General features: G+C 73.2%; 18 protein-coding genes. 16 read left to right on the forward strand and 2 right to left on the reverse strand.

Features of this window, described 5'->3' with window-relative positions:
• The first annotated feature begins 62 nt into the window (after positions 1-62).
• Positions 63-653, forward strand: a complete 591-nt coding sequence (locus tag JOD46_RS07240) for an ArsR/SmtB family transcription factor (protein WP_204392897.1) — start codon at positions 63-65, stop codon at positions 651-653.
• Complete coding sequence (locus JOD46_RS07245) at positions 650-1990, forward strand: MFS transporter (RefSeq protein WP_204392899.1); 1341 nt, start codon at positions 650-652, stop codon at positions 1988-1990. The genes JOD46_RS07240 and JOD46_RS07245 overlap by 4 nt, the downstream gene beginning before the upstream one ends.
• Before the next feature lie 10 nt (positions 1991-2000).
• Here JOD46_RS07245 and JOD46_RS07250 read toward each other — a convergent pair whose 3' ends face one another.
• On the reverse strand, positions 2001-2372 hold the full coding sequence (locus tag JOD46_RS07250; RefSeq protein ID WP_204392901.1) for a TraR/DksA family transcriptional regulator: 372 nt from the start codon (positions 2370-2372) through the stop codon (positions 2001-2003).
• A 162-nt stretch (positions 2373-2534) separates the two neighbouring features.
• Between JOD46_RS07250 and JOD46_RS07255 the strand changes: the two genes are divergently transcribed.
• From JOD46_RS07255 to JOD46_RS07280, 6 genes are all read left to right on the forward strand, one after another.
• On the forward strand, positions 2535-4856 hold the full coding sequence (locus tag JOD46_RS07255; protein ID WP_204392903.1) for a DNA polymerase III subunit gamma and tau: 2322 nt from the start codon (positions 2535-2537) through the stop codon (positions 4854-4856).
• A 3-nt stretch (positions 4857-4859) separates the two neighbouring features.
• Positions 4860-5456 carry a recombination mediator RecR gene (recR, locus tag JOD46_RS07260; protein ID WP_204392905.1) on the forward strand — a complete coding sequence of 199 codons (597 nt, stop codon included), beginning with the start codon at positions 4860-4862 and terminating at the stop codon, positions 5454-5456.
• Positions 5457-5519: 63 nt separating this feature from the next.
• Positions 5520-5873 carry a nuclear transport factor 2 family protein gene (locus tag JOD46_RS07265; protein ID WP_204392907.1) on the forward strand — a complete coding sequence of 118 codons (354 nt, stop codon included), beginning with the start codon at positions 5520-5522 and terminating at the stop codon, positions 5871-5873.
• 59 nt (positions 5874-5932) lie between these two features.
• Entirely contained in the window at positions 5933-6286 is a 354-nt protein-coding gene (locus tag JOD46_RS07270; RefSeq protein ID WP_204392909.1) for a nuclear transport factor 2 family protein, read from the forward strand.
• A gap of 110 nt (positions 6287-6396) precedes the next feature.
• Positions 6397-7671, forward strand: coding sequence for an aspartate kinase (locus JOD46_RS07275; protein ID WP_204392912.1), 1275 nt, complete (start codon positions 6397-6399; stop codon positions 7669-7671).
• Between the two features lie 160 nt (positions 7672-7831).
• The gene (locus JOD46_RS07280; protein ID WP_204392914.1) at positions 7832-8887 is read left to right on the forward strand and encodes an aspartate-semialdehyde dehydrogenase; all 1056 of its coding nucleotides are present in this window, start codon (positions 7832-7834) and stop codon (positions 8885-8887) included.
• Positions 8888-8950: 63 nt separating this feature from the next.
• On the opposite strand, the gene JOD46_RS07285 is transcribed toward JOD46_RS07280, so the two are convergent.
• Positions 8951-9565 (reverse strand): MerR family transcriptional regulator, encoded by a 615-nt coding sequence (locus JOD46_RS07285; protein ID WP_204392917.1) that lies wholly within the window; start codon positions 9563-9565, stop codon positions 8951-8953.
• 92 nt (positions 9566-9657) lie between these two features.
• Between JOD46_RS07285 and JOD46_RS07290 the strand changes: the two genes are divergently transcribed.
• The 8 genes from JOD46_RS07290 (at position 9658) to JOD46_RS07325 (ending at position 18937) form a co-directional block, all read left to right on the forward strand.
• Entirely contained in the window at positions 9658-10077 is a 420-nt protein-coding gene (locus JOD46_RS07290; RefSeq protein ID WP_204392920.1) for a hypothetical protein, read from the forward strand.
• Positions 10078-10167: 90 nt separating this feature from the next.
• A complete protein-coding gene (locus JOD46_RS07295) occupies positions 10168-11700 on the forward strand; it encodes a malate:quinone oxidoreductase (protein WP_204392922.1) in 1533 nt (510 codons plus the stop codon).
• Positions 11701-12048: 348 nt separating this feature from the next.
• Positions 12049-13812, forward strand: coding sequence for an ABC-F family ATP-binding cassette domain-containing protein (locus JOD46_RS07300; protein WP_204392925.1), 1764 nt, complete (start codon positions 12049-12051; stop codon positions 13810-13812).
• Positions 13813-13951: 139 nt separating this feature from the next.
• Entirely contained in the window at positions 13952-15088 is a 1137-nt protein-coding gene (locus tag JOD46_RS07305) for an Rv2578c family radical SAM protein (protein WP_204392927.1), read from the forward strand.
• Positions 15089-15178: 90 nt separating this feature from the next.
• A complete protein-coding gene (locus tag JOD46_RS07310) occupies positions 15179-16462 on the forward strand; it encodes a sensor histidine kinase (RefSeq protein WP_204392930.1) in 1284 nt (427 codons plus the stop codon).
• Positions 16459-17604 (forward strand): hypothetical protein, encoded by a 1146-nt coding sequence (locus JOD46_RS07315; RefSeq protein ID WP_204392932.1) that lies wholly within the window; start codon positions 16459-16461, stop codon positions 17602-17604. Before JOD46_RS07310 ends, JOD46_RS07315 begins: the two co-directional genes overlap by 4 nt.
• Positions 17591-18319, forward strand: a complete 729-nt coding sequence (locus JOD46_RS07320; protein ID WP_204392934.1) for a response regulator — start codon at positions 17591-17593, stop codon at positions 18317-18319. The genes JOD46_RS07315 and JOD46_RS07320 overlap by 14 nt, the downstream gene beginning before the upstream one ends.
• On the forward strand, positions 18320-18937 hold the full coding sequence (locus JOD46_RS07325) for a thymidine kinase (RefSeq protein WP_204392936.1): 618 nt from the start codon (positions 18320-18322) through the stop codon (positions 18935-18937).
• The last annotated feature ends 129 nt before the right edge of the window (positions 18938-19066 follow it).

A 19066-nucleotide genomic window follows, 5' to 3' on the forward strand; every position in this document is an offset into this window, starting at 1 on the left:
TGCGGCCGGCGATATTCACAAGAACTCTTGTACAACATTCCTTGCGGGTCTACGCTGGCCGCATGACCTCACGCGATCCGGGCGACGCCGCGTCCATCCGGCTCCACGATGCGGGGCCGATGCGGGCCCTCGCGCACCCCGTGCGACTGCGCATCCTCGGCCTGCTCCGCATGGACGGCCCGGCCACGGTCGGCATGCTCGCCGAGCGCACGGGCGAGGCCGCCGGCTCCGTCAGCTACCACGTCGCGACGCTCGCGAAGCACGGCTTCGTCGAGGAGGCGCCCGAGCTCGCCCGCGACCGGCGCGAGCGCTGGTGGCGCGCCGCCCACGAGGTGACGACGTTCAACTCGGCCGAGTTCCTCGCCGACCCCGAGCGTCACGCGGCATCCGAGGCCCTGCGCCGGAACGTGCTCGACGCGTACCACCGCGAACTGCTCGGCGCGCTCGACGCCGAGCACTCCCTCGAACCCGCGTGGGTCGAGGCCTCCGACTCGAGCGACGGCGGGGCGCAGCTCACGCTCGAGGAGTTCCGCGAGCTCGCCGCCGACCTCGCCGCGGTGCGCGAGAAGTGGTGGGCGCGTGGGCGCGAGCCGCGCGAGGGCACGCGCGCCGTCCGCTGGATCACCCACGTCTTCCCGCGGAGCCGGTCGTGAGCGCGCCGCGCCGCCGCCTCCCGCTGATCGCGCTGTTCGCCGCGCAGCTGTGCTCGCTCGGCGGCAACGCGATCGCGCTCGTCGCCGTGCCGCTCATCGTGCTCCAGCAGACGGGCTCGCCGTTCGCGGCGGGCGTCGCGGGCATCTTCGCCACGGTGCCGCTCGTGATCGGCGGTGCCCTCGGCGGCGTGCTCGTCGACCGGTTCGGGTACCGCGCGTCGAGCATCGCGGCGGATGTCGCGAGCGGCGTCACCGTGCTCGCGATCCCGCTGCTCGACGCCGCCGGGATGCTCTCGTTCGGCGTGCTGCTCGCGCTCGTGTTCCTCGGCGGGCTGCTCGACCCGCCCGGCGACACCGCCAAGACCGTGCTCATGCCCGAGCTCGCGGCGCTCGCGGGCACGCCGCTCGCCCGCGCGGCCGGCGCCCAGTCGGCCGTGCAGCGCACGGCCACGATGGTGGGCGCCGGCACCGCGGGTGCGCTCGTCGCGCTCGCGGGCCCCATGGTCGCGCTCCTGGCCGACGCCGCCGGATTCGCGATCTCGGCGCTGCTCGTCGCGCTGCTCGTGCCGTCGCGCCGGCGAACCGGCGTCGCGCTCGACCGCCGCGACGTCGCCGAGCCCGATCCGTCGGCCGTCGACGCGGCGTCCAGCGCGGCCGGCTTCGTCGCCGGCATCCGCTTCATCGCGCGCACGCCGCTCGCGCGCGCGGTCGTGCTGCTCGTGACCCTCACGAACGCGATCGACGCCGCCGGCATCATGGTGCTGAAGCCCGTCTACGCGTCCGAGGTGCTCGGCGACCCCGCGAGCCTGGGCTTCATGGTCGGCTGCTTCGCGGCGGGCGCGCTCACCGGCTCGGCGCTGTTCGGGCTCGTCGGCCATCGCGGCTCGGGCCGGCTCATGTTCGCCGCATGCTTCGTGCTGACGGGCACGCCGCCGTACCTCGCAATGGCGCTCGAGGCGCCGCCCGAGGTGCTCTTCCCGGTCCTCGCGTTCTCCGGCCTCACCGCCGGGGCGCTCAACCCGATGATCTCGACGGCCCTGTTCGGCGTCGTGCCCGACGGGATGCGCGCCCGGGTGTTCGGCGCGATCACCTCGGGCGTGGCGGCGTCGATGCCGGTGGGCGCATTCGTCGCCGGCGTGGCGGTCGACGCGTTCGGCGTAACGCCGGTGCTCGCCGGCGCGGCGGTGCTCTACGCGGTGCTCGGGGCGAGCCCGCTCGTGGTGCGCGGGTTCGAGGGCCTGTCGGGTGCGCGGGGCGCCGCCCCGGCCGCGGCGCCGGAGAGCACGGAGGTGGACGCGACGGCGGATCCGGCCGCTGCGGCTGCGCCCGAACGTTGAGGGCGCGGCGTCAGCGGACGAGCCGGGCGCAGTCGATGCAGAGCGTCGCCGTGGGGCGTGCCTCGAGCCGGCCGACGCTGATCTTCTGGCCGCAGCGCTCGCACGTGCCGTAGGTGCCCGCATCGATCTTCGCGAGCGCGCGGTCGATGTCGGCGAGCTCGTGCTCGACGTCGTGCAGCACGGCCGTGCGCTGCGACCACTCCTGGCTCATGGTGGGGCCGTCGGGGTCGTGCTCGTCGTCGACGGAGCCGTCGGAGCGTGCCTCGCGCACGGCCGTGATGCCCTCGCTCTGCTCCGCGAGGCGTTCCTCGGCCTCGCGGCGCTCGGCGAGCAGCAGCTCGCGGAATCGCTCGAGCTGCCCTGCGCTGCGGATGCCCGTCACATGACCACCTCCGTCGGATGCACCGGGAGCGGGCGGATGTCGCGACCGCGCCGATGCGGTCCACCGATCCTATGCCCACCCGACGACGACGCCTCCGAACTCCGCCCCGGGCGGCGGTTCGCGCCCGGCCGGGGTGTCGGACGCCGCGACTACGATTGAGCCGTGGTCACCGCCCTCTACCGCCGATACCGGCCCGAGACCTTCGCCGAGATGATCGGCCAGTCGCAGGTCACCGAGCCGCTCATGACGGCGCTGCGCACCGATCGCGTGAACCACGCCTACCTCTTCAGCGGCCCGCGCGGCTGCGGCAAGACCACGTCGGCCCGCATCCTCGCGCGCTGCCTCAACTGCGCCGAGGGCCCGACCGACACGCCGTGCGGCACGTGCCCGAGCTGCGTCGAGCTCTCGCGGGCCGGTGGCGGCTCGCTCGACGTCGTCGAGATCGACGCGGCGAGCCACAACGGCGTCGACGACGCGCGCGACCTCCGCGAGCGCGCGGTGTTCGCACCCGCTCGCGACCGCTACAAGATCTTCATCCTCGACGAGGCGCACATGGTCACCCCGCAGGGGTTCAACGCGCTGCTCAAGCTCGTGGAGGAGCCGCCCGAGCACGTGAAGTTCATCTTCGCGACGACCGAGCCCGACAAGGTGCTCGGCACCATCCGCTCGCGCACGCACCACTACCCGTTCCGGCTCGTGCCGCCCGCGCCCATGCTCGACTACGTGCAGAAGCTGTGCGACGAGGAGGGCGTGAGCGTCGAGCCCGGCGTGCTCTCGCTCGTCGTGCGCGCCGGCGGAGGCTCGCCGCGAGACACGCTCTCGCTGCTCGACCAGCTCATCGCGGGCTCCGAGAGGTCGACCGTCGGCTACGAGCGGGCCGTGGCCCTGCTCGGCTACACGCACGGCGCGCTGCTCGACGAGGTCGTCGATGCGATCGGCTCGGCCGATGCGGCGGCCGCGTTCGCGGCCGTCGACCGCGTGATGCAGACCGGCCAGGATCCGCGTCGCTTCGTGGAGGACCTGCTCGAGCGCCTGCGCGACCTCATCGTCGTCGCGGCGACCTCGCCCGAGGCGGCCGCCGCGGTGCTCCGCGGCATCCCCGCCGACGAGCTCACGCGCATGGCCACCCAGGCGTCGGCGTTCGGCGCGGCCGAGCTCTCGCGCGTGGCCGACCTCGTCAACCAGACCCTCACCGAGATGACCGGCGCCACCTCACCGCGCCTGCACCTCGAGCTCATGCTCGCCCGCGTGCTCGTGCCCGCGAGCGACGCGACCGAGCGCGGCGCGCTCGCGCGCGTCGAGCGCCTCGAGCGGCGCGTGGGCGTGTCGGATGCCGCGGGGTCGGCCGACCCGGCGGCGCCCCCGTCGCCCGCGCCCGCGCGTCCCGTCGCCCGGGCTGCGACGCCCGCCGGGCCGCCGTCCGCGCCGGCGGCATCGGCCGGTTCCTCGTCCGCACCACCGGCCGCGGACGCGCCGCCCGCACCTGCCGCGGAGGCGCCGCCGATGCCGCGGCCGAAGCCGGTCGGCCCGGTGACCCTCGAGCAGATGCGCGACGCGTGGCCAGAGATCCTGGGCGTGCTCGAGCGCACCAAGCGCACCGCCTGGATGGCCGCGCTCACCGCACGGGTGATCGACTACCGCACCGACGAGGCCGTGCTCGTGCTCGGCTTCCCGAGCCAGAACGACGTGAACGACCTCCGCGGCACCGGCGCGCAGAGCCCCGCCGAGCTGTTGCGCCGCGCGATCACCGAGGTGCTCGGCGTCCAGGTCAAGTTCGTCCCGCGCGTGATCTCGGGCGGCACCCCGGGGCCGGCCGGCGACCTCCCGGGCGCGCCCGTGCCGGGGGAGCCCGCGCCATCCGCCGCCGCGCCCGCCGCGCCCGCCGCCGCCGGACGCGCCGGCGCTCCCGCGGAGGCCGCGGCTCCGGCCGGGTCCGCGCCGGTCGTCGCGCCCTCGGCCGCCGGCAGCCCCGCAGGCACCGGCCCGACGGCGCGGACGGCCTCGCGGGGAACGGCGTCCGCGGCCTCCGCACGCGCGGGAGCGGCCGCACCCGACGCCGGTCGTCTGGGTCCGGTCGACTCGTGGGTCACGGTCGCGATCCCCGCGTCCGACCCGACGCAGCCCGCCGAGGCGACTGCCGAGGCGTCCCCGGGCACGCGCACCGCCGTCGCCGAGCGCCCCGCGCGGGCGGTCGCGACCCGTCGCCCCGACGCCCCGCCGCCCGTCGACGACGTGCCGCCGCCCGACGACGCCGATGCGCCCCCGCCCGACGCCGAGCCCGACTTCGATCCCGGCCCCGAGCCGCTCGTCGACGCCGCGCCGGCCGTCCCGGCCGCCGCGGCTCCGCCGCGCCGTACCGGCGGCGCTGCGTCGAACGCGCCCGGGATCCAGCGGTACGGCGAGGCCGTCGTGCGCGACCTGCTGGGCGCCACGTTCCTCGAAGAGGTCGAGGCGCCGCCCGCCCGGTTCGGCGAGCGGGGGTAGCGCGTGTACGAAGGCATCGTCCAGGAGCTGATCGACGAGCTCGGGCGCCTCCCCGGGATCGGCCCGAAGTCGGCGCAGCGCATCGCGTTCCACATCGTGCAGACCGAGCAGTTCGACGTCTCCCGCCTTGCCGAGATCCTGCTCGAGGTGCGCGACAAGGTGAAGTTCTGCGAGATCTGCGGCAACGTCGCCGAGGAGTCGACGTGCTCGATCTGCCGCGACCCGCGCCGCGATCCCACGCTCATCTGCGTGGTCGAGGAGGCGAAGGACGTCGTCGCGATCGAGCGCACGCGTGAGTTCCGCGGGCTCTACCACGTGCTCGGCGGCGCCATCAGCCCGATCGACGGCGTCGGCCCCGACGAGCTGCGCATCCGCCAGCTCATGCAGCGCCTCGCCGACGGCACCGTGCGCGAGGTGATCATCGCCACCGACCCCAACCTCGAGGGCGAGGCCACCGCGACCTACCTCAGCCGCCTGCTGACGACGCTCGAGATCCGCGTGACGCGGCTCGCGTCGGGCCTGCCGGTGGGCGGCGACCTCGAGTACGCCGACGAGGTCACCCTCGGGCGGGCCTTCGAGGGCCGCCGCGTCATCGGCTGACCGGCGCGGTCCGGCCCCGGTCGAGCCGTTGCGGATGTCGGCGGGTCGCCGTAGAACGGAGCCATGGCCGGCAGAGGTGCGGAATGGGTCGCCGGCTACGTCGCGGCGTGGAAGTCGAACGATCCCGATGAGATCGGGGCGCTGTTCACCGATGACGCGGTGTACCTCACCGCGCCCGACGCCGAACCGCGTCGCGGGCGCGAGGCGATCGTCGCCGGCTGGCTCGACGACCTCGACGAACCCGGCACGTGGAGCTTCGACTGGCAGGTCGTCCACGAGCACGACGGGTTCGTGGTCGCGCAGGGGCGCACGGAGTACCCCGCCGAGCGCGACTACCTCAACCTGTGGCTCATCCGGCTGGCCGACGACGGCCGGGCCACCGAGTACACCGAGTGGTACATGCCGCGCCCGCACTGACGACGCCGGCCGGCGCCACCCGTTGACGCCCGGGCGTCGCCGCGGATAGAACGGACCGCATGAGCGCAGGCACCGACTGGGTCGACGGCTACATCCGGGCGTGGGAGACGAACGATCCCGACGACATCGCGGCGATCTTCGCCGACGATGCGATCTACGAGTTCAGCCCCGACGACCCCGAGGCCCTGCGCGGGCGCGAGGCGATCGTCGACGGATGGCTCGACTCCAAGGACGAGCCGGGCGATTGGACCTTCGACTGGGAGGTCCTCGTCGAGTCCGACGACCTCGTCATGGTGCAGGGCCGCACCGACTATCCGAACGCGAAGCTCTACGACAACCTCTGGGTCATCCGGCTCGCGCCGGACGGGCGCGCGACGCGCTTCACCGAGTGGTACATGGAACGCGACCGCTAGAGGCGTCACATGGCCGGGCGGGAATGCGCGCCGCCGTATGATGGACCTTCCGGCGCCGGGTGTCCATCGCCCCGGTCCAGTCCACCCCGTCCATTCCCGGGAGCGCCTTCGTGAGCTTGATCGTGCAGAAATACGGCGGTTCGTCCGTCGCCGACGCGGAGAGCATCAAGCGGGTCGCCAAGCGCATCGTCGAGACCCGCAAGGCGGGCAACGATGTCGTCGTCGCGGTCTCGGCGATGGGCGACACGACCGACGAGCTGCTCGACCTCGCGAACGAGGTCACGCCGATCCACGCGCCGCGCGAGCTCGACATGCTGCTCTCCTCGGGCGAGCGCATCTCGATGGCGCTGCTCGCGATGGCGATCAAGGGCCTCGGCCACGACGCGCGCTCGTTCACGGGCAGCCAGGCCGGCATGATCACGGACGCCACGCACGGCGCCGCGCGCATCGTGGAGGTGACGCCGGTGCGCCTGCGCGAGGCGCTCGACGAGGGCGCGATCGTCATCGTCGCGGGCTTCCAGGGCTTCAGCCGCGAGTCGCGCGACATCACGACGCTCGGCCGCGGCGGCAGCGACACGACGGCGGTCGCGCTCGCGGCGGCGCTCGACGCCGACGTGTGCGAGATCTACACCGATGTCGACGGCGTGTTCACCTCCGACCCGCGCGTGGTGAAGAAGGCCCGCAAGCTCGACCGCATCACGAGCGAGGAGATGCTCGAGCTCGCGTCGTCCGGTGCCAAGGTGCTGCACATCCGGGCCGTCGAGTACGCGCGCCGCCACGGCGTCACACTGCACGTGCGCTCGTCGTTCAACAACAGCGAGGGGACCGTCGTGTACGACCCCGAGCGCCTTCCCGAAGGAGAAGCTGTGGAAGAGTCCGTCATCGCCGGTGTCGCGGTCGACCTCGGGCAGGTCAAGGTCACCGTCGTCGGCGTGCCCGACGTGCCCGGTGCCGCGGCCAAGATCTTCAAGATCGTCGCCAACACCAACGCGAACGTCGACATGATCGTGCAGAACGTCTCGGCGGCCGCGACGGGTCGCACCGACATCTCGTTCACGGTGCCGAAGTCCGACGGCGAGCGGGCGCTCAAGGCGCTCTCCGACGCCAAGGAGACGCTCGGCTTCGAGTCGCTGCAGTACGACGACCAGATCGGCAAGCTCTCGCTCGTCGGCGCCGCGATGCGCTCGGCGACGGGCATCTCGGCGAAGCTGTTCGAGGCGCTCTACGAGGCGGGCATCAACATCGAGATGATCTCGACGTCCGAGATCCGCATCTCGGTGGTCACCCGCGCCGACAGCGTCAACGACGCGGCCGTCGCCGTGCACCGCGCGTTCGACCTCGACGGCGACACCGAGGCCGTCGTGTACGCCGGCACGGGTCGCTGACGCGAGCCACGAGCGGATGACGCGCCGCGGCCGCGCACGCGCCATCCGTCGATCGACTGCCGGTTCACCGGGGAATCCTGCCATCGCGGGACGATCGGCCGGTGCGGGTCCTGCGGGTCGCGGGATCTCCTGAATACTTGATGCCACGAGAGGGAGCACCATGGCACACGGAGTGAACATCGGCGTCGTCGGCGCCACCGGACAGGTCGGCGCGGTCGTGCGCCGCCTCCTCGAGGAGCGCGACTTCCCGGTCGCGTCGATCCGCTTCTTCGCCTCGGCGCGGTCGGCGGGCACGACGCTGCCGTTCAAGGGCGAGGAGATCGTGGTCGAGGATGCCTCCACGGCCGATCCCACGGGCCTCGACATCGCGATCTTCTCGGCGGGCGCAACGCTCTCGAAGGCGCAGGCTCCCCGGTTCGCGGCCGCCGGCGTGACCGTCATCGACAATTCGTCGGGCTGGCGCATGGACCCCGACGTGCCGCTCGTGGTGAGCGAGGTCAACCCGCACGCGATCGACGAGGCGCGCAAGGGCATCATCGCGAACCCGAACTGCACGACCATGGCCGCCATGCCCGTGCTGAAGGTGCTGCACGACGAGGCGGGCCTCGAGCGCCTGATGATCTCGACCTACCAGGCGGTGTCGGGCGCGGGCCTCGCAGGAGGCGAGGAGCTGCTCGAGCAGGCGCGCGCCGCCGTCGCTCAGGATGCGATCGCCCTCGTGCACGACGGCTCGGCCGTGACCTTCCCCGAGCCGCAGAAGTTCGCCCGGCCCATCGCGTTCGACGTGATCCCGCTCGCCGGATCGATCGTCGACGACGGCGACCTCGAGACCGACGAGGAGAAGAAGCTCCGCAACGAGAGCCGCAAGATCCTCGAGCTGCCGGGCCTGCGCGTCGCGGGAACGTGCGTGCGCGTGCCGGTGTTCACGGGGCACTCGCTGTCGATCCACGCCGAGTTCGCGAACGACATCACGCCCGAGCGCGCGACCGAGCTGCTCGCGCAGGCTCCGGGCGTCGCCCTCAGCGACATCCCGACGCCGTTGCAGGCCGCGGGCAACGACCCGAGCTACGTCGGACGCATCCGCCAGGACCAGTCGGCACCCGAGCACAAGGGCCTCGTGCTCTTCGTCTCGAACGACAACCTGCGCAAGGGCGCGGCGCTGAACGCGGTGCAGATCGCGGAGCTCATCGCCGCGAAGTCGCTCGCCTCGGTCTGATCGGGCCCGCGAGGCCGCGTCGGACGGGTACCGAAGACCGGCGCGGAGCGCCCTCCCCGACCGTCACGACATGCGGCGGGCGGCCACGTCCTGGTGCGCGAGGCGCCGCAACGCGAGGATGACGGGCTCGTAGAGCGCGGTGCCGAGCACGGTGTACTCGACCGCCGCGCGTGGCTCGTCGGGCAGGTGCCCGAGGTCGTAGGCGGCGAGCGCGTGGAGCTGCCGGCCGTACGCGATCAGGCGGTCCCGGCTGATCGGCATGCCCGCGTCCTCGGCGGCCGCGAGCGCGGTCTCGAGCTGGGCGACCGCGGCGAACCGTGGGTCGTAGACCTGGCCGAGCGCCTCGAGCGCCGCGCGCGCGTGGGGGTACGGGTCGGGGGCGTCGGCGGGTGCGGGCGCGGTCTGCGGGGGCAGCGCGCTCACCGCGCGCCCGAGCGTGGCGTACAGGTCGTCGCCCGGCTCGTCGACGAGGTCGAGGATGGTGCGCGCCTGCTGGACGCTGAGCCCGACGGGACCCGTGAGCGCGCGGATGAGGCGCAGCCGGCGCAGGTGGGTGTCGTCGTAGGTCGCCTGCGTGGCGGAGGTCGCGGCGCCGGCGTGGAGCAGGCCCTCGCGGAGGTAGAACTTCACGGTCGCCACGGGCAGGCCGGCCGCAGCGGCGAGGGCGGAGATGCGCATGTGGACCCCTTGCATTGGATAGTCACGCTCTCTAATATTGGAGAGTCAAACTATCCAATCATGACGTCTCCATCGAGCGAAAGGCCCGCGACATGCCGTCCGCCATCGACCTCATCCTCATCGGTTCCCTGCTGCTCGCGCTCATCACGGTCGAGAGCGGCGGATGGTTCCTCACCCGCGTCGTGCGCGGGTTCGCGCCGGCCAACGCCCTGCAGCAGGCGTTCTTCCGCGCCGGCCACGCCCATGCCGCAGTCCTGATCGTGCTGTCGGTCGCGATCCTCGCCGTGATCCCGTACTCGGCGCTCGACGGCGGATGGCTCTGGGTCGCACGCCTCGGCGCGCCCGTCGCCGCGATCCTCATGCCCGCGGGCTTCTTCCTCTCGGTCCTCGGCCGCGACCCCGCGCGCCCGAATCGGCTGCTCGCGCTGCTGTGGATCGGTGCGGCGTCGCTCGCGGCCGGGCTCGCGACCTCCGGCGTCGGCCTCATCGCGGGCGGCGCCGCGGCGCTCTGACGGGAAGGGCGGCGCGTGCTCGCCACGACGTCGCCCGGCGACGATGACGCTGGTCAACGCGTACATCCGGGCCGACGTAGACTGGAACGCGTGAATTCCGAGGAAACCGTCGACGTCGTCCTGATCGGCGGGGGCATCATGAGCGCGACGCTCGGCTCCCTGATCTCGCGACTCCAGCCCGACTGGAGCATCCGCGTCTACGAGCGACTCGGCCGCGCGGCGCAGGAGTCCTCGAACCCCTGGAACAACGCGGGCACGGGCCACGCCGCGCTCTGCGAGCTGAACTACATGCCCGAGGCGCCCGACGGCAGCGTGAGCGCGGCCAAGGCCGTGTCGATCAACGAGCAGTTCCAGGTCAGCCGGCAGTACTGGGCGCACCTCGTCGAATCGGGCGCCATCGCCGACCCGAAGCAGTTCATCAACTCCACGCCGCACATGACGTTCGTGAGCGGGGCGGCCAACGTCGAGTACCTCCGCAAGCGCTACGCCGCACTCCAGGACCAGCCGCTGTTCGCCGGCATGGAGTACACCGAGGACCACGACACCCTCGCCGAGTGGACGCCCCTCATGGCCAAGAAGCGCAACCGGCGGCAGAAGATCGCCGCGACGCGGGCCGCGTCGGGCACCGACGTCGACTTCGGCGCCCTCACCTCGCTGCTGTTGCGCGACATCGAGCAGCGCGGCGCCGAGATCCACATGAACCACCAGGTCACCTGGCTCAAGCGCCAGAAGGACGGCACGTGGCGTCTGCGCGTGCGCCACACCGTCGGCGGAACGCCGAAGACCGTGCGCGCGCGGTTCGTGTTCGTCGGCGCCGGCGGCGGCGCCCTCGCGCTGCTGCAGCACTCCGGCATCCCCGAGATCAAGGGATTCGGCGGCTTCCCGATCTCCGGCCAGTTCCTCCGCACGACCAACCCGAAGGTCGTCGCGCAGCACCACGCGAAGGTCTACGGCAAGGCTGCGGTCGGCGCCCCGCCGATGTCGGTGCCGCACCTCGACACTCGCGTCGTCGACGGCGAGACCTCGCTGCTCTTCGGGCCCTACGCGGGCTTCACGCCGAACTTCCTCAAGAGCAGTACCTGGTTCGACCTGCCGTTCTCGATCCGGCCGCACAACATCGTGCCCATGCTGCAGGTCGCGTTCAAGAACTTCGACCTCGTGAAGTACCTCGTCTCCGAGCTGCTCGCCGGGCGCGACAAGAAGATGAAGGCGCTGCGCGCCTTCATGCCGACCGCGAAGAGCGAGGACTGGGAGCTCATCACCGCGGGCCAGCGCGTCCAGGTCATGAAGAAGGACCCGAAGCAGGGCGGCGTGCTCCAGTTCGGGACCGAGGTCATCGCCGGGGCGGATGGCACCATCGCCGGCCTGCTCGGCGCCTCGCCCGGCGCCTCGACGGCCGTGCCGATCATGCTCGAGGTGCTCCAGCGCTGCTTCCCCGACCGCATCGCCGAGTGGGAGCCGAGCCTGCGCGAGATGATCCCCTCGTACGGCACGACGCTCTCGAACGATCCCGCCGAGGCCGCCGCGTCGCTCGCGCGGACCGCCGCCGTCCTCCAGCTCCAGGGCGAGCCCCGGGCCGTCGAGTCGGCTGCGCCCGAGAAGGTGCCGGCGCTCGCATCCTGAGGCGATCGGCCGATCGACACACGTCGACCCGTCGCGGGTCGAGGCATCGGCTCTTCACAGACGGCATGATCGTCTGCTATCGTCGACCCCGCTATGAAGTGAGCACATCCCATCGTCCCGCGCCCGAGGCGCCGTTGACATCCGGGGTGTGCACCTTCCACTGATCGCGACAGTGTTCGCGTGCACTCCGACGACGGCAGACGCCCGGCGGGATCCACCATCCGCTCCCGGGCCGTCGCCGCCGTCTCCCATGCCGCGGCCGCCGGTTCGGCGCGTCGTCCACGCCCGCAGCGATGCGGGGTACGCGGCGACGGCCCGGGAGCACTCTCGCGAAGGGGATCCACCCTCATGCCAGTCATCTCCACGACCTCATCCCACCTCCGCATCGACGGGCTGTCCATCGCGTTCGGCGATCGGCGCGTGCTCTCCGACCTCGGCTTCACGGTGTCGCCGGGCCAGCGGCTCGGCCTCATCGGCGAGAACGGCGCAGGCAAGTCCACGCTGCTCCGCCTGCTCGCGGCGGCCCACCCGGGTCGCGCCGGCGACGATCCGCTGCCCGGCGCCGTGGTGTCGGGCCGCATCGCGCGGCCGATGCGCACGGGCATCCTGCTCCAGGAACTACCGTTCGCTCCTGACGAGCACGTCGACGACGTGCTCGAGGCCGCCGTCGCCGACGTGCGGGCGATCGAGCTCGAACTCGACGCGGCCGCCCGCGCCCTCGGCGCCGTCGGCATCGACGAGGCGGCCGCCGAGTCCAGGTACACCGCGGCGCTCGAGTCGGCCGAGCGTGCCGACGTGTGGTCGATCGACCATCGGCGCGACGAACTGCTCGGCGGGCTCGGCCTCGCGGGCCTCGGCCGGGATCGCCGCATCGGCGAGCTCTCCGGCGGCCAGCGGAGCAGGTTCGCGTTGGCCGCGCTCCTCCTGTCCTCGCCGGACGCGCTGCTCCTGGACGAGCCGACGAACCACCTCGACGACGACGCCGCGGCGTACCTCGAGGATCGCCTGCGCGCCTGGCGCGGGCCCGTGGTGTTCGCCAGCCACGACCGCGAGTTCCTCGACCGGGTCGCGACCGGACTCCTCGACCTCGACCCGGGCCGAGCGGGTGCGACCGCGCTCGCGCGGTCGAGGGAGGGTCGGCTCACGGGCCAGGGCGCGCGCGAGGCCGTGCTCGCGGCATCCGTCGGCACCGTCTTCGGCGGCTCGTTCAGCGACTACCTCGCCGTTCGCGTCGACGAACGCGAGCGCTGGCAGCGCACGTACGAGGATGAGCAGGCGGAGCTCCGGCGGCTGCGCCTCGCGGTCGCCGAGACCGCACGCACGGTCGCCCACGGCCGGCCGCCGACCGACAACGACAAGTTCCTGAAGCACTTCAAGCGCGAGAACGTCGAGCAGGCGGTCTCCCGTCGCGTCCGCAACGCCGAGCTGCGCCTCGACGAGCTGGAGCGGACGCAGGTGGCCAGGCCTCCCGCGCCGCTGTCGTTCGCGGGCATCCCCGCGGGCTCGCACGTGCTCGACCATGAGGAGGGCGCGCTGCTGCGGCTCGCCGACGTGGCGGTCGACGGCCGGCTCGGACTCGCGCAGCTGCGGATCGGACCGGCCACGCGCCTGCTCGTCACCGGGGCCAACGGCGCGGGCAAGTCGACGCTCCTGGCCCTCCTCGCGGGGCGGCTGGAGCCCGACCGCGGCGAGGTGCACCGGCGTCGCGGCCTGCGCGTGGGCCTGCTCGAACAGGACGTGCGCTTCGCCGACCCGGATGCCGCGCCGCGCGCGCTCTACGAGCGGGTGCTGGGGGAGCGGCGTGCCGAGCGCGTGCCGCTCGCCGACCTCGGCCTGATCGCCGCACGCGATCTCGACCGCCCAGTCGGCCGGCTGTCGGTCGGTCAGCAACGGCGGCTCGCGCTGGCGCTCGTGATCGCAGCTCCGCCGCACGTGTTCCTGCTCGACGAGCCGACCAACCACCTCTCGCTCGCGCTCGCGGGCGAACTCGAGGAGGCGCTCGGCGGGTATCCGGGCGCGGTCGTGATCGCAAGCCACGACCGCTGGCTGCGGCGCAGGTGGGATGGCGAGACCCTCGCGCTCGACGCCGTCCCGTCGGCGGTCCCGGTGTAGCGCGCGGCAGTCGGCAGTCGGCAGTCGGCAGTCGGCAGTCGGCAGCGGCGGGCCGCGGGGCGGGGCGAGGCTCCCGCGCCGCGGCGCCGCTGCGCTCGGCGGACTTGTGCCGCATTCGAACATGTGTTCGAATGATGGGGTGCGATGGAACGGCCAGGAACTCGATGCCGAGCAGCCCGACGCCCTCCCCGGGCTCGCGCGACTGAACAACCTGGTGCGATCGGTGCAGACGCCGGAGTTCGCCGGCGTGACCTTCCACGAGGTGCTCGCGAAGTCGGCCCTCAACAAGGTGCCGGGCCAGTCCTACGTCCCCTTCGGCTGGACGATCAATCCGTATCGGGGCTGCACGCATGCATGTGCCTATTGCTTCGCCCGGCCCACGCACGCCTACCTCGACCTCGATGCGGGCGACGACTTCGATCGGCAGATCATCGTGAAGGTGAACGTCTCCGACGTGCTGCGGCGCGAGCTCGCCCGGCCCGCGTGGCGTCACGAACCGGTCGCGCTCGGCACGAACACCGATCCCTACCAGCGCGCCGAGGGTCGTTACGGGCTCATGCCGGGAATCATCGAGGCGCTCGCGGGCAGCGGCACCCCGTTCAGCGTGCTGACGAAGGGCACGCTCCTGCGTCGCGATCTGCCGCTGCTCGTCGCCGCGCGCGAGCACGTGCCGATCGACCTCGCGATGTCGATCGCGGTGTACGACGACGCGTTGCAGCACTCGATCGAACCGGGGACGCCGACCACTGCCGCACGTCTCGCGACCGTCACGGCGGTGCGCGATGCGGGCTTCGACTGCACGGTGTTCCTCATGCCGATCCTGCCGTACCTCACCGACACCCGCGCGCACCTCGACCACGCGCTCCGCAGCGCCGCGGAGGCCGGCGCCACGAGCGTGATCCACTCGGCACTGCACCTCAGGGGCGCGGTGAAGCCGTGGTTCTTCGAGTGGCTCGCGCGCGAGCATCCCGAGCTCCTCCCCAAGTACCGCGCGATGTACCCGGGGTCGAGCGCCTACGCCCCCGCGGAGTACCGGGAATGGCTGGCCGCCCGCATCCGACCGCTTATCCGTGCGCACCGACTCGAGCGGGGCCGGGAGGATCCGGTGACCGGCGGCGTCCGGTCGGCGGCACTCGGCCGAGGTGGCCGGCCCGCCCCGGCACGAGCGCCGGGCGCGGCGAACGTCGGTGCCGCGGCCATCGTCGGTGCCGCGGCGATCGGGGCCGAACTCGGCGAGGTCGACCTCGGCGCAGCGGCACCGGCGATGCTGTTCTGACCGGGATCGCGCCGAGAGCGGTTGGTCCGGGCGCTCGGGGAACTGCGATAATCCGGCGAGGGCCGCGCGACGGCCGGGATGGGAGCGCAGATGACCTTGGGACTGCCCGAGCACCTCGCGCGGGAATCCCTGAGTCGCGCCCTCGGAGGCGCGGGTCACTGGGCCGCGGCGGTGTGCCTCGGGGCGGCGCTCCTGCTCGCCGCCGTCTCCGCCGTGGCGGCCACCACGCCGATCGGCGCCGGACCCGAGCGCCAGCGCGCGGCGCTCACGGCGCTCGCGCTGCTCTCGGCCCAGGCCCTCCTGCTCTTCCTCGTCTCGCGCTCCGCCAGCGTGACGCTGACCGTCCTCGCCCTCGTGGCCGGCACCGGTGCGGTGTACGGGCTCACGGTGCTCCTGCTCATGTCCGGCGAGGTGGAGGACGTCGCAGACAACGCGCTCGTGGCACTCTCGCGGGCGGCGCTCGTGCTCATCGGCGGAGCCGGAGTGGGGTCGGGCATCGCGATCACCTGGGCCGTGCTGGGCTGGGGCCTCGGCGAAGCGGCCGCGTTCCTCGGCTCCGCCACGGCCGGCGCGGCCTGGTCACCCAGCGTGCCCGCGGCGGCCGTCCTCGGCATCGTCGTCGTGGCGCGCGTCCTCGACGCGGTGTCGCGCCGGGTGATCGACCGCCGCGAGACGGCCCTGCATCGCGCCAGCCAGCAGACCCGCGAGCTCACGATCCGCCACGACTACGAGGTGCGCGCGATCGCCCGGCTGCACGACACCGCGCTCAACCACCTCGTGGCGATCGCGACGGCCGGGTCCGGCCCGGTCGAAGAACGGTTGCGGGCCGCCATCCGCCACGATCTCTCCCTCATCGTCGGACGGGACTGGGCCGGCGACCATGCGGAGACGACTGCGGCGGGCACGTCCGGCGCCGCCGGCGCGGACGTCGGGCGGTCCGACGCGACCTGGACGGAGGGCGGGGGCACCACGGTCCTCCTCGACGCGCCGACGCCGCTCGCCGACGCGCTCGCCATCGCGGGCGAGGCGGGAGTCGCCGTGCGGGTGGCGGGTTCGCCCGACGCGCTGCGGGCGCTCGGCCCGCGCCGGCGCGAGGCGCTCGAGGCCGCGGTGGCCCAGTGCCTGGTGAACATCGCCCGGCACGCCGGAGTCGACGAGGCGGAGCTCGCGGTCGGGGCCGGCGACGGCGCGGTCACCGTGGTCGTGATCGACAGCGGCACCGGCTTCGACCTCGACGCGGTGCCCGACGACCGCATCGGGCTGCGGACCTCGATCCGCGGGCGCATCGAGCAGGAGGGCGGCACGGCGCGCATCTGGTCGCGGCCCGGCGTGGGGACCACGGTGCTGCTCTCCGTTCCCGAGGGCGGCGCATGAGCGGGGGGATGCGGCTGACCCAGCAGGAGGTCGATCCGATCGGCGGCCTCGCCGCCGCGCCGATGGTCGTCGTGGGCTCGGCGCTCGCGGTCGTCGTCGCCGTCGGCGTGACCGCTGCCCAGTGGGCCGAGGTGAGCGCGCCCGTCGTCGCGATCGTCGCGGTGATGCTCGTCGTCGCGGCCGGCGTGGTGGCCTCCGTGTCGACCCTGCCCCGTCGCGCCCCGTTCACGGTCGACCGGCTGTGGCTGACGGTCAGCCTCGCCGTGGCGGCGGCGATCGCCGAGTACATCGCGACGGTCGGTGCGCCCGGGGGCGCAGGCTACGACCACTTCGGCCCCATCGTCGTCGGTGCGCTGGTCCTCGCGGTGGCCCCGTACTCCACCTGGGTCTCGCTGCTCGTCGCCGGCGGCATCGCCGCGGCCATCCTGACCATCCTCCAGATCGGCTCGACGGGCGCCTCGCTCCCGCGCGTCGTCGCCGTCTCGATCGTGATCCTCGACGCCGTGACGGTGCTCGCGTTCACGGCGGCCGCCGCGGGCTACTCGGCGTCGATCGTGCGCGAGACGCTCGCGTGGCAGCGCCAGGCCAACGCGGCCGCGCTCGAGCGCGACGCCGGGATCCGGACCGGCATCGCGCGGTCGGTGCAGCAGAGCCGCGTGTCGGTGCTCGGCCGGGAGGTCCTGCCGTTCCTCGCCCACGTCATGACGGCGGACCGGATCACCGTCGCCGATGCCGATCGGGCGCGCGTGCTCGCCGAGGCACTGCGCCGGGCGCTGAAGGCCGGCCTCGAGTCGACCTGGCTCGACGACCTGGCGGCGTCCGTCGCCGCGACGCGCGACGTGTCCGTCTCGGTGCACGACCCGGGCGGCATCGCCGGCCGCCTCCGGAGCGACCAGCGGCCCGCGCTGACGGCGCTCCTGTCGTGGCTCACCACGGGCGATCGGGCTCGTGCCGTCCGGATGTCGGTCGACGCCGACGGCTCCGGCGGCGTCATCGTGCTCGACGCCGAGCCGGGCACGGCGCCGCCCGCGCGGCGCGAGGTCGAGCGCTTCCTGGCGGTGGCGCGGAGCGTCGGCCTGCGCGGCGACGTCGTGATCACGCGAGAGAATGTGCAGGTGGAGTTCCGCTATGACCTCGGATGAGCCCGCGGACCACCGCGCGGCGCGCATCGGCATCCTCGACGACCATGCGCTCATCGTCGACGGCCTCGCGAGCTGGATCGACGAGCACGCCGCCGACCTGAGCGTCGTGATCCGGACGACGCGCTGGCTCGACCTGGTGCGGAATCCCGAGTTCCCCGTCGATGTGGTGCTCATGGACCTGCAGTTGGACGAGAGCGTGTCGATCGAGTCCCGGATCCGCGCCTGCCGCGCCGCAGGCGCCGACGTCGTGGTCGTCACCGCGCTCGACGACGCGGCCTCTCGCGCGCGCTCGCTCGAGGCCGGAGCCGCGGCGTTCGTCTCGAAGACCCTTCCCGTTGCCGACCTCGTCTCGATCGCTCGCCGAGTCGCCCGCGGTGAGCGGCCGTCCGGGCCGACCGGGGTCGGGTCCTCCGTGACGGGGGCGATCCTCACGACCGGCGCATCCGCCGCGGCCGCGGGAGCGGCCGATCCGGGTACCCGCCGCGACGTCCCGGCACCCGCCGACGCCGGGCTCAGCGACGCCGAGCGACGGGCGCTCGTGCTCTACGCCGAGGGGCTGTCGACCGCCGAGGTGGCCCGCCGCATGTCGGTGGGCTACGAGACCGCGAAGACCTACCTGCGTCGCGCGCGCGACAAGTACGCCAAGGTGGGGCGTCCTGCCGGGCGTCGGGCCGAGCTGATCCGCCGCGTGGCGGAGGACGGGATGCTGGAGTAGATGGCCAAGCTGTACTTCCGCTACGGGGCGATGAACTCCGGCAAGTCGACCGCACTGCTGCAGGCGGCGTTCAACTACGAGGAACGCGGTCACCGGGTGCTCCTGGCCAAGCCCGCGGTCGACACCAAGGGCGATCGCAGCATCGTCTCGCGCCTCGGCATGGTCCGCGACGTCGACTTCACCATCACGTCCGGCGACGCGGTGCTCGAGCTGTTCGAGCGCCATCGCGCGCCGGTGATCGAACGGTACGGGCGCGACGTCAGCTGCCTCCTCGTCGACGAGGCGCAGTTCCTCACGATCGAGCAGGTGGACGACCTCCTGCGGATCGCGCTGCTCGACGACATCCCCGTCCTCGCCTACGGCATCCGCACCGACTTCCAGACCGTCGCCTTCGCGGGCAGCCGGCGACTGCTCGAGATCGCCCACACCCTCGAGGAGCTGAAGACGATCTGCCGGTGCGGCCGCAAGGCGATCTTCAACGGCCGGCGCATCGACGGACGCTACGTCTTCGACGGCGACCAGGTCGCGATCGACGGCGCGGAGGTCGCCTACGAGTCGCTCTGCGGCGTCTGCTACCTGCAGGAGAGCGGCGGCGTCCTGCGCGGTCGGACCGTCTGAATCGGGCGGTGCGCCCCAGTTCGGGGGGAACTTCGCCGCAAGCCCTCTGGATATCCGCACCCGGGCAGGTACCCTGTCCCATGCCCGTCACCCGAGGTCGGGCGCGCCGGGCCGCGAACCCGAGACGAG

Origin of the sequence: Agromyces aurantiacus (genome assembly GCF_016907355.1) — a bacterium.
Lineage (GTDB): Bacteria > Actinomycetota > Actinomycetes > Actinomycetales > Microbacteriaceae > Agromyces > Agromyces aurantiacus.